Raw genomic sequence first — 12,441 nt, 5'->3', positions numbered from 1 at the left:
CTTCTGCTGTTCTTAGTAGAGTCTGGTTGCGGCGCTGCGGTGCGGTGCCGATTCGCGCACGAACAAATGCCAGGGGAAGTCAAGGACGCCAGGGTCCTCAACCGCGCTTGGCCCGGCCGGTGCGGTTGCCCTCCGCAGCAGCAACTGGGCGAGTTTGTCGAAGAAGTCAACGGGACCCACGGTGCTCAAAGAAGGGGACATCCGTTCGCCTTCCACCGTGTTGCCCACACCGATGACGTCCACATCCGTACCCACAGCCAGGCCCAGGCGCTGGGCTGCGTTGACGGCACTGACTGCTGCGTAATCCGTGGTGGCGTAAATGGCTGTTGGACGGTCCGGCATGCTGAGAAGCCGGGTTGCCGCGGCGTACGCACCCGCGCTGGTGCCATCGAACAAGCCCACAAAATCCTCTCGTTCTTCAATGCCGGCATGCTCCAAAGCCTCGGCATAGGCCCGGTACCTGGTTCCGCCGGACGTGCCGGACGCCGTGGCCGGGGTCAAGCACGCAATCCGGCGGTGGCCGTGGAGCAGGTGCTCCACGGCCATGCGGCAACCCGGTCCGGCGATGGAACGAATCACGTCAAAGCCCTCGGCCTGTACCTCTTCGTCAAAAACCACCAGCGTGGTTCCGTGCTCGGCGAGCTTGCGCAGGGCATCCCTCTGGTCAGGGCGGACGGCGTCCACAAACACAGCATCGGCATTGTGCGTGCCGAGTACTTTGACCCAGTCCGCGTCACCAAGAATCATGGGGGTGATGCCCAGCGGAACTGCCGCCTTTTGCACCGCCTCAATGACGGACAAGGACCAGGGATCGGAGAGCATGGTCAAGGACAGGATCACGGTGTTGGTCCGGCCTGTCCGGATGGCCCGGGCCGCCTGGTTGGGGCGGTAGCCGAGCCGCTCCGCAGCGGCCTTGACCTTCTCCGCCGTCGGATCCGACACCCCAGGTCCGCCATCGCCGCGGCGACCTGAGAGGACGTAGGAAACCGTGGCAGTGGAGACGCCGGCCAGTTCGGCCACCATGCGGATGGTTGGTCTGACTCCGGTGCTGCTCGTTTTGGCCATGGTTCCCCCTGCTGTGTTTTCGTGTATTCGCGTGGTTCGTTGTTGGTTTGAGGCTAGCTCCTGAAGACTGGCACGTTGGGGTCCAACGCGGCCTGGTATTCGTCACGCATCTTGTCCCCGCCTTCGCTCTTCCAGCGTTTGACGGCGTCCTTGAGTTCGTCGATCTTGGCGCGCCCGGTAATGATGTCCACCACTTTGTCCCGCAGTTGCTTGGTGATCTTGGCGCCCACCTTTGCGTTGGTGTCCGAGTAGGAACCATTGGTGGGGTTGCGCCACGCGAACTCCAGGAGCTTCTCTTCCTGCTGGCTGACATAACGGGTGTCGTCATCGAATCCGGGGTTGAAGATCACGTTTTCCGGGCTGGACATGATGTTCAACGCCGAGACCAAGCCCGGGGCGTTGACTGTGCCGGTCTCGGTGCGTGCGGGATTGCCTGAGCCGTCAACGGTGTAGTCCTGGCCGAGCTCGCCGAAGTTCTTCTGCATGTACTCCACCGTGCCGAACGGAGCCGACAAGTAATTGATGAGAGAGAGCAGTTCGCGGATCTTGCCCTCTTCAGCCTTCTTGAACGGCGTGAAGCCCACGGTTCCGTAGCCCATGTCGTAGACGGGCTTGACCTTGCCGTCTGCGCTGAACGGAATGAGGATGTCGAACTGGACGTCCTTATTGAGGCTGCGGTAACTCCGGATGTCATGGGGCCCGGAGACAACCTGGGCTGCCACACTGCCGTTGGCTACGCGGGAACGGATGTCAGTGGCCTTCGAATCCGGGTAGAAGACCCCTGCTGCGAACATTTTGGCCGTGAACTCCACACCGGCCATGTACTCATCGGTTTCGTAGAGGTGGGTGAGGCTGCGGTCCTTGTTGACGGCCCAGCTGTTGGGGGCGCCGAACCATTCCGTGACCATGTGCAGGGCATTGATATAGGCAGGTTCCAGCGCGTACTGCTGGTCACCGGGCCGGGTCAGTTCCTTTGCCTTCTCCAAAAATTCCTCGGCATTGGCTGCTTCGAAGCCGCCCACCTTGGCCCACATATCGTGGTTGCCAAGATATACCTGCCCGAACGGGGTACTGGGGATAGGGGCTCCCCAAATCTTGCCGTTCACGACGGCGGTCTTCCAGGAATCGGGCTTCAGTGCAGCCAAGTTGGGGTACTCAAGGACGGCGTCGCCGGAGAGGTACGGCGTCAGGTCCTGGAACTTGGCTTCGAGCATGGGACCGACGTTGGGAATGCCCTGGTTGGGCGGAACCCACATCATGTCCGGAAGGTCGTTACTGGCCAGCACAGTTGCGAACTTGGCCGGGTACCCGTCTCCGATGTCTTCGGCGATCTGCAGTTCCAGGTCTCCGCCGAGTTTCGCGTTGAGGCGCTGCCAGAACGGGTTGTCCTTCATGCCCGGGCTCATGGTTTCGAAGGTTTCGGTCAGGCCGGTCACTTTGCCCTTGAGCGGCGGCGTCTTCACGGACTGCACAGCGGCGGGCAGTTTGAAGTAGCCGGCCTGGAGGCCCTTGGCGTTGACCGCGATGTCCGGGGTGACGCCGGTGAATTCCTTGTACGTGGGCAGTTTGACCGAAGCGGAGGCAGCGGCGCCACCATTGTTCGCGGATCCGCCGCCACCGCAGGCGGACAGACCTGCAGCGGTCACTGCCAGGCCGGCGAGTCCAAGGAAACCGCGGCGGCTGAATGCAGCCTGAGAGGTAGTGCTCGTCATGGCATAACCCTTTCTGGTTACTTGCTTTTTGTGAGTTCTTGGGTGTTCTGTGCGGGACTAGCCCTTGACGGCGCCGGTGATGACGCCCTTGGCAAAGTGCTTTTGGAGGAACGGGTAGACCATGAGGATGGGAACGAGGGCCACCACAACAACTGCCATCTGTATGGACTGCGGCGGCGGGGTGGTGGTGATTCCCAACTGGTCCGCTGCGCCGCTGCCCTGAACAACGAAGTTCCGGAGTAATAACTGAATGGGCCATTTGCTGTGATCGTTGATGTAAAGCAAGGCGTTGAAGAAGGAGTTCCAGAAACCCACCGCGTAGAACAGCCCGACGACGGCGATCACGGCTTTGGACAGCGGCATCACAATGCGCCACAGGATTTGCCAGTCGTTGGCGCCGTCGATCCTGGCACTCTCAATCAGTTCGCCGGGGATATTCATGAAGAAGGACCTCATGACCACAAAATTGAAGGCTCCGAAGATTCCCGGCAGGATCAGCGACCACAATGAGTCCAGCAGACCCAGTTGGCGGATCATGAGGAAGGACGGGATGAGGCCCGGCGCAAACAGGAGCGTGAACAGTACCGCGAGGATCACAGGCCGCCCAAAGAGCACCGTGCGGCTGGTGGCATAGGCCATGGTGATGGTGACGAACAGCGCCAGGATGGTTCCCACTGCGGTGACAAGCACGCTGACCCCCAACGATTGCAACACCATGGGGCCTTTGAAAATCGTGGCGTAGGCCTCCAGGGTGGGGCGTTCCGGCCAGAGCACAAAACCGCCGGCTTTCACGAGTTGTTCCGTATCAGCAAGGGAGGTGGAAACCACCAACAGGATAGGAGTCAGGATGGACAGGCTGAACACGATCAGGACCACTGCCTTGACCGTTTGATACAGCGCGGAAGGCTTTTCCTTCCATACCGGGCGCTTGGGGTTGTAGCTAAGCTCCCGGGGTTTCCTGGTGAAAAAAGTTGTTGCCATGAGGTTCTCCTTGCGCGGCAGGCGCGGGTTTGGCTTTCAGCGCACTTGTTTTGCGAAGATTCCGTCTTCGCCGAAGCGGTGGGCAAGTTTGTTGGCGCCGTAGATCAGCAAGGCGCTGACCACGCCTTTGGCAAGGCCTGCTGCTGCGCCGGAGCTCCACCCGCCTCCTACTACACCGGTGTAGTAGGTGAAGGTATCGAGCACTTCGGCCGCACCCGCTCCCACTGCATCCCGTTGAAGGATGAACTGCTCAAAGCCCACCGAGAGGATGTCTCCGATACGTAGGATCAGGAGAAGGACAATGACGGGCCGCAGCCCGGGAAGCGTAATGTGCCACATCCGGCGCCAGCGTCCGGCGCCGTCAGCCGCTGCGGCTTCGTAGAGCGAGTTGTCAATGCTTGCAAGGGCGGCCAGGAAGATGATCATGGCCCAGCCGGCGTCCTTCCAAATCATCTGCACCACTACCATCACCGGAAATGTTTCCGGGTTGGTCATGAAGGGAATGGGCTCCATGCCCCAGTCCCTCAGAAGGTTGTTGACGAAGCCCGCGCCGCCCAACATTTGCTGGAAGAACGCGATCACCAACACCCAGGACAGGAAGTGCGGCAGGTAGGCAATGCTTTGAAAGATCCGGCGGACCCGCGTGCTGATCAGTGAGTCCACGATCAGCGCCAGCACCAGAGGCACTGGGAAGAGGAAGACCAGTTGCCACGCCGCCAGGTAGAGCGTGTTCCAGAAAGCGTGCACAAAGTCCGGGTTGCCGAACAGGTCCACGAAGTTCTGCCAGCCCACCCAGAGACTGTCGCCGATGCCCAGATACGGCTGGTAGTCCTGGAATGCGATGACGTTGCCAAGAATGGGGATGTAAAAGAAGAGCAGCAGGAAGGCCACGCCCGGCACCATCATGAGCAGCATCTGCTTGTCACGCCGCAAACGGGACCGGAAACTCTGCTGAGGTGCTTTGCTTCTCTTCCGCTTCTTTTGACCGCCTCCGGGCACCTTTCCTCCTGGTGGGCCCGGGACTCGGCGAGCTTCGGGCAACGCCGGAGCCTGTTCCGTCGTCGAGTTCATGCTGTCTCCTCAAGTGCTGAGCCTGAGTCACCCATGTGATTCACGCCACGATGATTAACCGTTTAACAAACCATAAGTGACCGGGGTCTCACTTTGCAAGAAGATGATCGAAACTGATCTGAGAAATCACTTTTCGTCACTCTTGCGGTCCTTGACCATGAATAGCTGAGGTCCGTTGGGTGCTTCCTGCTTGCTGCCCGCACCCGTTGCCGCCCCTCGCACCCGTAACAGCGGGTGCGCACGGCGGAAAGAGGTGCGCCCCCGGGGTACGAGCGGTGCGTGCGGCGGAAAGAGGTGCGCCGCCAGGGTACGAATGGTGCGCACGGCGGAAAGAGGTGCGCCCGATGTCGCGGGATTCGCTACGAGGCCCCCGCACCCGTTGCCGCCCTTCGCACCCGTAACAGCGGGTGCGCACCGCGGAAAGAGGTGCGCCCCCGGTGTACGAATGGTGCGCACGGCGGAAAGTGATGCGCCGGGCAAGCACAGTGGTGCCTTTGACGGGCAACGGTCCGCCGATAAAGTACAAGCGGTTGGAACTTTGACAGAAGGTTGACATGGCAGATTGCTGTAGCCCGGGCGCCGACGCCAGGGCGCACGAGGAGCCGCGGCTGACGCTCCCTTTACGCGGGGTGGGCGGAAAGAGTCAGGCGAGTACCGTCGTCGACTTGTCCGCGAGGGCCGGGTCTTCCGGGACGACGCAGGAAGCAGGCATCGAACGCGGCGACGTCTCGATTCCCGCCGGAACGTTCGGCATGGGTGATCCCTTCGACGAGGGCTACGAGGGCGACGGCGAGTCACCAGTGCACGAGGTGCGGGTCAGCGGCTTCAGGATCAGCGCCACCACCGTGACGAATCAGCAGTTTGCGGAGTTCGTTGATGCCACCGGGCACCGCACCGAGTCGGAAATTTACGGAACATCAGCGGTGTTCCACTTGGCGGTCAAGGCCGAAAAGAACCAGATCCTCAACCGGGTCAACAACGTCCCGTGGTGGCTAAACGTCCGTGGAGCGGATTGGGCGCACCCGGCCGGGCCCCTCTCCCACTGGACGGACATACCGGATCACCCGGTCACCCACGTGTCGTACAACGACGCTTTGGCATACTGCGCTTGGGCTGGCCGCCGTTTGCCCACGGAAGCCGAATGGGAATACGCCGCCCGCGGCGGGTTGTCCGGGCAGCGCTACCCCTGGGGCAACCACCTGCACAACGACCAGCCAGGCGCAGCCGCCCACAACTGCAACATTTGGCAAGGCGAATTCCCTTCCCGCAACACGGTGGACGACGGCTACCTCACCACAGCACCGGCCATGTCCTTTCGCCCCAACGGCTACGGGCTTTATCAGACCAGCGGGAACGTCTGGGAGTGGTGCAGCGACTGGTTCCTGCCCAAGTACTACAAGACATGTCTGACCCAAGGCACCGTGGAAGACCCACAAGGCCCCACCATCGGACGCGGCAGGGTGATGCGTGGCGGCTCATATCTTTGCCACGATACCTACTGCAACCGCTACCGCCTGGCAGCACGGAGCTCGAACTCGCCCGAATCTGCCAGCGGCAACCTGGGCTTCCGGACAGTGGCGCTCTAGGTATTACTGAGGGCCGGTGTATTACTGAGGGCCGGTGTATTACTGAGGGCCGGGCCCACGCTTATGCCCATGCCCTTTGACCCCGGCGGGCAGTTCCCCGGACACAACCTTCGTGGCCGTCACGGTGTCGCCGTTCTTGGTGCCACTGACCCGCACTGTGTCGCCCGCCTTGAGATCATCAGCCGTGGCCGACGGCAATGACGGCTTGCCTTTGCCGTTCCGGAGCTCCGAGAGGTTGGCAGGGACTTTCGCGATGCTGGTCTCTGCATTGATCGCATAGCCCTGGGTAAAGCCGTCTTCGCTCTTCACGGTTATCTCGGTTTCGCTGACGGCCTCAAGGGTTCCGGTTTGCGTAAGGACAGTCCGGTAGCTCCCGTCTTGCTGCTTCACGACGTGCTCACCGTGAATCGCCTGCCCGCGGCCATCGGCGGACTTTGCTTTGGCGGACGCCGACGGGCTGGGCGATGCGGAAGCGCTCGACGGCGAAGGGCTGGGTTGGGTGCCCGCCCATACAGCGGCGGCACCGCCACCGGTCAGTGCGACGGCGATCGCAGCGGCCAGAAGGCCCTGGCGAAGGCTTGGTTTGAGAGTGGCCATGCATCCATTGTGCGCCCAAAGCAAAGTAGGCCGCAGTAATAACTGCGACCTACTTTGAGGGGAAAGAAATTGGCGTTTAGCCCTGGACTCCGAGCTTCTCCAGAATGAGCTCGCGGACACGTCCTGCGTCTGCCTGGCCACGGGTGGCCTTCATGACGCCGCCAACAATCGCGCCAATAGCCTGAACCTTGCCGCCACGGATCTTCTCCGCGACATCCGGCTGTGCTGCCAGTGCGGCGTCGATCGCTTCGAGGAGCGGACCGTCGTCGGAAACAACCGCGAGGCCGCGCTTCTCAACGATTTCAGCCGGAGTACCTTCGCCGGCGAGCACGCCGTCCAGGACCTGGGTTGCCATCTTGTTGTTGATCTTGCCGTCTTCAACCAGCTTGTTCAGCTCGACGATGACCTGCGGTGTAACGCCGAGTTCGGAAGGATCGACGTCGGCAACCTTGGCACGGCCCACGATCTCGCCCATCCACCACTTGCGGGCAACATCTGCAGATGCACCAGCTGCGATGGTTTCCTCGATGGAGTCCATGACGCCAGCGTTCACTACATCGCGGAATTCCAGATCCGAGTATCCCCAAGCTTCCTTGAGGCGCTTGCGGCGTTCGGCCGGCGGTTCGGGAAGGGTGGCGCGGAGTTCCTCCACCCACTCACGGGAGGCGACGACGGGAACCAAGTCCGGCTCCGGGAAGTAGCGGTAATCGTCGGCGTCGGACTTGGGCCGGCCCGACGTCGTCGAGCGTGTGTCCTCATGCCAGTGACGCGTCTCCTGGATGACCGGCTCGCCGGACTCAAGGACAGCAGCATGGCGCTGGATTTCGTAACGGACGGCGTGCTCTACTGCCCGAAGCGAGTTCACATTCTTGGTCTCCGAACGGATTCCGAACCTTTCCCGGCCGTGCGGGCGCAAGGAAACGTTGGCGTCGCACCGGACGTTACCGCGCTCCATCTTGGCATCCGAAACACCAAGGTTTTTCACGATTTCGCGCACTGCAGCAACGTAGGCCTTGGCCAGTTCCGGTGCGCGGCTACCGGCACCCTCAATGGGCTTGGTGACAATTTCCACCAGCGGAACGCCGGAACGGTTGTAGTCCACCAACGAGTAGTCGGCACCCTGGATGCGGCCCGCGGCGCCACCCATGTGGGTCAGTTTGCCGGCGTCCTCTTCCATGTGGGCGCGCTCAATCTCCACGCGGAACACCGTGCCGTCCTCCAATTCAATGTCGAGGTAACCGTCGTAGGCGATCGGCTCGTCGTACTGGGAGGTCTGGAAGTTCTTGGGGGTATCCGGGTAGAAGTAGTTCTTCCGGGCGAACCGGCAGGACTCGGCAATCTTGCAGTTCAGGGCAAGGCCGATCTTGATGGAAGACTCCACCGCAGTCTTGTTCACCACGGGCAGGACGCCGGGCATGCCAAGGTCAACCTCGTTGACGTTGGTGTTGGGCTCGTCGCCGAAAACGTTCGGCGCGGAGGAGAACATCTTGGTCTTGGTATTGAGCTCCACGTGGACCTCGAAACCCAGAACAGGATCGTACTTCTCCATGGCTTCTTCGAAGCTCAGGGTTGCATCGACGGACATTAGTTGGAACCTCCGGCGGTGTTGGATACTGCACCAAGGACAGCATTTTTCAGATCAGGCGCCTGCGCAAGAATCGGGCCGCCCCATTTCTCTTCAAGCATGGATTCGAGGACTGCGCCAACGCGGTAGAGGCGGGCATCCTGGCGGGCCGGAGCCAGCAGCTGGATGCCAACAGGCAGACCGTCCTCGTCAGCCAGCCCGCCGGGCAGGGACAGGCCCGGGATGCCGGCAAGGTTGGCGGGGATGGTGGCGACGTCGTTCAGGTACATCGCCAGGGGATCGTCCAGCTTCTCCCCCAGCTTGAACGCCGTGGTGGGAGCGGTGGGCGAAATAAGGACGTCAGCCTTGGCAAATGCGGCGTCAAAGTCACGCTGGATCAGCGTACGGACCTTCTGCGCCGAGCCGTAGTAGGCGTCATAGTAGCCAGCGCTCAAGGCGTACGTGCCCAGGATGATGCGTCGCTTCACTTCGTCGCCGAACCCGGCGGCACGGGTAGCACCCATGACACGCTCAATGGTCATGGGGCCATCCTTGGGCAGCACGCGCATACCGAAGCGGACGCCGTCGAACTTTGCCAAATTGCTGGAGACCTCAGACGGCATGATCAGGTAGTAGGCGCCCAGGGCGTACTTCAGGTTGGGGCAGGAAACCTCAACGATTTCAGCGCCGGCATCCTTGAGCAGCTGCAATGACTCGTTGAAACGGTTCTCGACGCCGGCCTGGTAGCCCTCGCCGTGAAGTTCCTTCACGATGCCGATCTTCATGCCGGCCACATTGCCCACGCGGGCGGCGGCAACAAGATCATTGAAGGGATCCGTCAGTGACGTGGAGTCAAAGGGATCGTGCCCGCCGATGACTTCCTGCAGCAGCGCCGAGTCCAGCACGGTACGGGAAACCGGCCCGATCTGATCCAGCGAGGACGCCATGGCAATGGCGCCGTAGCGCGAAACAGCACCATAGGTCGGTTTCACGCCAACGGTTCCGGTGACGGCACCCGGCTGGCGGATGGAACCACCGGTGTCCGTGCCCAGTGCCAGCGGTGCTTCGAAAGCGGCGACGGCGGCAGCGGAGCCACCGCCCGAACCGCCGGGAATACGGTCCAGGTCCCACGGGTTGCGGGTAGGTCCGTAGGCCGAGTGCTCGGTGGAGGAACCCATGGCGAATTCGTCCAGGTTGGTCTTACCCAGGATGGGCATCTTCGCCGCACGCAGCTTCTTCACCACGGTGGCGTCGTACGGGCTGTGCCAGCCCTCAAGGATCTTCGAACCAGCGGTGGTGGGCTGGCCGATGGTGACAATAAGGTCCTTGACGGCGATGGGCACACCGGCGAGGGCATGCAGTTCCTCAGCAGCGGAACCGCCGGCGGCGCGTGCAGCGTCAACCTCGGCTGCAACAGCCAAGGCTTCTTCGCTGTTGACGTGCAAAAATGCGTGGATACCATCGGCTCCGCCATCAACAAGGGCGATCCGGTCAAGGTGCGCCTGCGTCACCTCGACGGCGGTCACCTCGCGGGCAGCCAGCTTCGCAGCGAGATCGGCAGCGGAGTGGCGGATGAGTTCGTTTTTCAGCTCAGTCATAGTAATTAGTCCTCATCCAAAATTGCCGGGACCTTGAAACGGTTCTCGAAAGCATCCGGGGCGCCGGACAGCGCCTGCTCGGCTGTGAACGTGTGGCCCACAACGTCCTCACGGAACACGTTGGTCAACGGAATCGGGTGTGACGTCGCCGGGACGTCCTCCCCCGCAGCTTCACTCACGCTCTTCACCGAATCCACAATGACAGCAAGCTCAACAGCCATCCTGTCCAGTTCTTCGGCACTCATTTCAATGTGAGCCAGACGCGCAAGATGCGCGACGTCGTCACGGTTGATCGCAGCCATGGATCTCCCCTGCAAAGTTCAAATGGTTTTCCGAACCAGTCTACTTGGGTTGGGTGTGCCCACGGACGGCCGGGGTGAGCTATGTGGAAAGTGCTCGCCTTCGGCGGCTGCCCGCAGACGATCCTTTTGGTCGCCTCCCACCCCACTTCGGGCCCTTAACAACAGCGAGACAGCAAAGCGGACCATTCGCACTTTGCTGTCTCGTTTGTTTTGTTGGGTTAGGGGCTGGGAGGACTTGCGGCGTCTATCTGGGTGCCGACCCGAAGCGGCCGGTGGGCCCTCGACGCGAATCGGGCCAGGCATCCGGAAGCTTGCGTCTAAGCGAGGAACGAGCGAGCAAGCGGAGGATGTCTGGCCCGATTCGCGCCCACGGGCACTCGGGTTGTGGCGCGGCCCCGCGGGTTAGCCGATGCCGATGGCTCCGGTCAGGACACCTACTGCCAGCATGACCACCGAGATCACTGCCGTGCGCCAGAGGACCTTCTTGTGGTGATCGCCCAGGTCTACCTTGGCCAGGGAGACCAACAGCAGGATGGCGGGGACCAGGGGGCTTTGCAGGTGGAACGGCTGCCCGGTGATGGAGGCGCGGGCCATATCCACGGCATCCACGCCATAGTGCGCGGCGGTTTCGGAGAGAACCGGCAGCACGCCGAAGTAGAAGGCGTCGTTGCTCATGAAGAAGGTCATGGGGATGCTCAGCAGACCGGTGATGATGGCCATGAAGGGGCCCATGTCTGCCGGAATGATCTGGACGAGCCACTCTGACATTGCTTTGACCATGCCCGTGCCGTTGAGGACGCCGGTGAGGACTGCGGCGGCCATGACCATGCTGACGACGGCGACGATGGACGGTGCGTGGGCGATCAGCTGAGCGCCCTGGTCCTTGACCTTGGGGAAGTTCACCAGCAGGGCGATCGCGGAGCCCACCATGAAGACGAACGGCAGCGGAACGATGTTGGCCACCAGGACAACCATGACAGCGACTGTCAGGCCGAGGTTGAACCAGAACAGCTTGGGACGCAGTGTGGAGCGGTTGGGGTCCAGTGCGGTGTCCGCCATGGCGGTGTCATGATCGTCAACCAGCGTGGCCGGGTCTTCGAGAACCGCGACGCCGGATCCTCCCCCGGTGACCGGCTTGCCTGCAGTTGAACCTGAACCGTTGCGGCCGAAGCTGAAACGGCCTGCGCCAAAGCCTGAACCTGAATCCGAACCGGCGGCAACCGAACCGTCGCGGCCCGTACCGCCGTCGAACGCCTCTGAAGGGTCCGCAACCTCGCCCCAGATTTCCGGTGCGGTGGTGCGGAGGCGGTTGCGTTCCTGCAGGCCGAGCAACCAAGCGAAGACCATGACCACGATCAGGCCGACGATGAGCGAGGGAACCATGGGCACGAAGACGTCGTTGACATCGAGGTTCAGCGCGGTGGCTGCACGGGCTGTGGGTCCGCCCCACGGCAGGATGTTCATGGTGCCGTTGGCCAGGCCTGCCACGCAGGTGAGGACCACGGGGCTCATTTTCAGGCGCAGGTAGACCGGGAGCATGGCGGCCGTGGTGAGGATGAACGTGGTAGAGCCGTCGCCATCCAGGGAAACGGCCGCTGCAAGGATTGCCGTGCCGAGGACTACCTTGGCGGGGTCGTTGCCGAGCTTGCGGAGGATGAACTTCACCAGGGGGTCAAAGAGTCCGACGTCGATCATCAGGCCGAAGTAGATGATGGCGAACATGAGGAGCGCGGCCGTGGATGTCATGAACTTCATTGAGTCCATCACCATGTCGCCAATGCCCAGGCCCGCCCCGGCAAACAGGCCAAAGACGGTGGGAACGATGATCAGCGCCAGGACAGGCGTCAATTTTTTGGTCATGATCAGGACCATGAATACCGCAATCATTGCGAATCCAAGCAAAACCAGCACGGCCGGCTCCTTACTACTGTGAATGGCGCCACGTCGGTGTGATGCGCACTACAG

Annotated in this window: 10 protein-coding genes; 1 reads left to right on the top strand and 9 read right to left on the bottom strand. The window is 61.8% G+C overall.

All coding sequences use genetic code 11. The features are described from left to right. Positions 1-12: 12 nt before the first annotated feature. From ABI796_RS06815 to ABI796_RS06800, 4 genes are read right to left on the bottom strand one after another with little or no spacing between them, the layout of a single operon-like run. Complete coding sequence (locus ABI796_RS06815; RefSeq protein ID WP_141283643.1) at positions 13-1,065, bottom strand: LacI family DNA-binding transcriptional regulator; 1,053 nt, start codon at positions 1,063-1,065, stop codon at positions 13-15. A gap of 53 nt (positions 1,066-1,118) precedes the next feature. Then, entirely contained in the window at positions 1,119-2,777 is a 1,659-nt protein-coding gene (locus ABI796_RS06810) for a sugar ABC transporter substrate-binding protein (protein ID WP_141283644.1), read from the bottom strand. Between the two features lie 57 nt (positions 2,778-2,834). Further along, positions 2,835-3,758, bottom strand: a complete 924-nt coding sequence (locus ABI796_RS06805; protein ID WP_141283645.1) for a carbohydrate ABC transporter permease — start codon at positions 3,756-3,758, stop codon at positions 2,835-2,837. A gap of 36 nt (positions 3,759-3,794) precedes the next feature. Further along, positions 3,795-4,829 (bottom strand): sugar ABC transporter permease, encoded by a 1,035-nt coding sequence (locus ABI796_RS06800; protein ID WP_141283646.1) that lies wholly within the window; start codon positions 4,827-4,829, stop codon positions 3,795-3,797. A 554-nt stretch (positions 4,830-5,383) separates the two neighbouring features. On the opposite strand from ABI796_RS06800, the gene ABI796_RS06795 reads away from it, so the two are divergent. Beyond that, positions 5,384-6,415, top strand: a complete 1,032-nt coding sequence (locus ABI796_RS06795; protein ID WP_141283647.1) for a formylglycine-generating enzyme family protein — start codon at positions 5,384-5,386, stop codon at positions 6,413-6,415. A 39-nt stretch (positions 6,416-6,454) separates the two neighbouring features. Here ABI796_RS06795 and ABI796_RS06790 read toward each other — a convergent pair whose 3' ends face one another. From ABI796_RS06790 to ABI796_RS06770, 5 genes are all read right to left on the bottom strand, one after another. Further along, positions 6,455-7,012, bottom strand: a complete 558-nt coding sequence (locus ABI796_RS06790) for a hypothetical protein (RefSeq protein WP_141283648.1) — start codon at positions 7,010-7,012, stop codon at positions 6,455-6,457. Positions 7,013-7,088: 76 nt separating this feature from the next. Next, positions 7,089-8,597 carry an Asp-tRNA(Asn)/Glu-tRNA(Gln) amidotransferase subunit GatB gene (gatB, locus tag ABI796_RS06785; protein WP_141283649.1) on the bottom strand — a complete coding sequence of 503 codons (1,509 nt, stop codon included), beginning with the start codon at positions 8,595-8,597 and terminating at the stop codon, positions 7,089-7,091. After that, positions 8,597-10,174: an Asp-tRNA(Asn)/Glu-tRNA(Gln) amidotransferase subunit GatA gene (gatA, locus tag ABI796_RS06780; RefSeq protein WP_141283650.1), complete on the bottom strand. Its 1,578-nt coding sequence runs from the start codon at positions 10,172-10,174 to the stop codon at positions 8,597-8,599. Before gatA ends, gatB begins: the two co-directional genes overlap by 1 nt. A gap of 5 nt (positions 10,175-10,179) precedes the next feature. Then, the gene (gene gatC / locus ABI796_RS06775) at positions 10,180-10,476 is read right to left on the bottom strand and encodes an Asp-tRNA(Asn)/Glu-tRNA(Gln) amidotransferase subunit GatC (protein WP_062067300.1); all 297 of its coding nucleotides are present in this window, start codon (positions 10,474-10,476) and stop codon (positions 10,180-10,182) included. Positions 10,477-10,878: 402 nt separating this feature from the next. Next, positions 10,879-12,387, bottom strand: coding sequence for a CitMHS family transporter (locus ABI796_RS06770; protein ID WP_141283651.1), 1,509 nt, complete (start codon positions 12,385-12,387; stop codon positions 10,879-10,881). Between the last annotated feature and the right edge of the window lie 54 nt (positions 12,388-12,441).

This window comes from Paenarthrobacter aurescens (genome assembly GCF_041549525.1).
In the GTDB taxonomy this organism is placed as follows: domain Bacteria; phylum Actinomycetota; class Actinomycetes; order Actinomycetales; family Micrococcaceae; genus Arthrobacter; species Arthrobacter aurescens.
The sequence above is the reverse complement of the archived record's forward strand: the minus strand, read 5'-3'. Positions and strand labels throughout refer to the sequence as shown.

Coding starts and splice junctions, on each gene's coding strand:
- ABI796_RS06800 (WP_141283646.1), bottom strand. CDS start 4,829: ATGAACTCGACGACGGAACAGGCTCCGGCGTTGCCCGAAGCTCGCCGA.
- gatC (WP_062067300.1), bottom strand. CDS start 10,476: ATGGCTGCGATCAACCGTGACGACGTCGCGCATCTTGCGCGTCTGGCT.
- ABI796_RS06810 (WP_141283644.1), bottom strand. CDS start 2,777: ATGACGAGCACTACCTCTCAGGCTGCATTCAGCCGCCGCGGTTTCCTT.
- ABI796_RS06805 (WP_141283645.1), bottom strand. CDS start 3,758: ATGGCAACAACTTTTTTCACCAGGAAACCCCGGGAGCTTAGCTACAAC.
- gatB (WP_141283649.1), bottom strand. CDS start 8,597: ATGTCCGTCGATGCAACCCTGAGCTTCGAAGAAGCCATGGAGAAGTAC.
- ABI796_RS06790 (WP_141283648.1), bottom strand. CDS start 7,012: ATGGCCACTCTCAAACCAAGCCTTCGCCAGGGCCTTCTGGCCGCTGCG.
- ABI796_RS06815 (WP_141283643.1), bottom strand. CDS start 1,065: ATGGCCAAAACGAGCAGCACCGGAGTCAGACCAACCATCCGCATGGTG.
- gatA (WP_141283650.1), bottom strand. CDS start 10,174: ATGACTGAGCTGAAAAACGAACTCATCCGCCACTCCGCTGCCGATCTC.
- ABI796_RS06795 (WP_141283647.1), top strand. CDS start 5,384: ATGGCAGATTGCTGTAGCCCGGGCGCCGACGCCAGGGCGCACGAGGAG.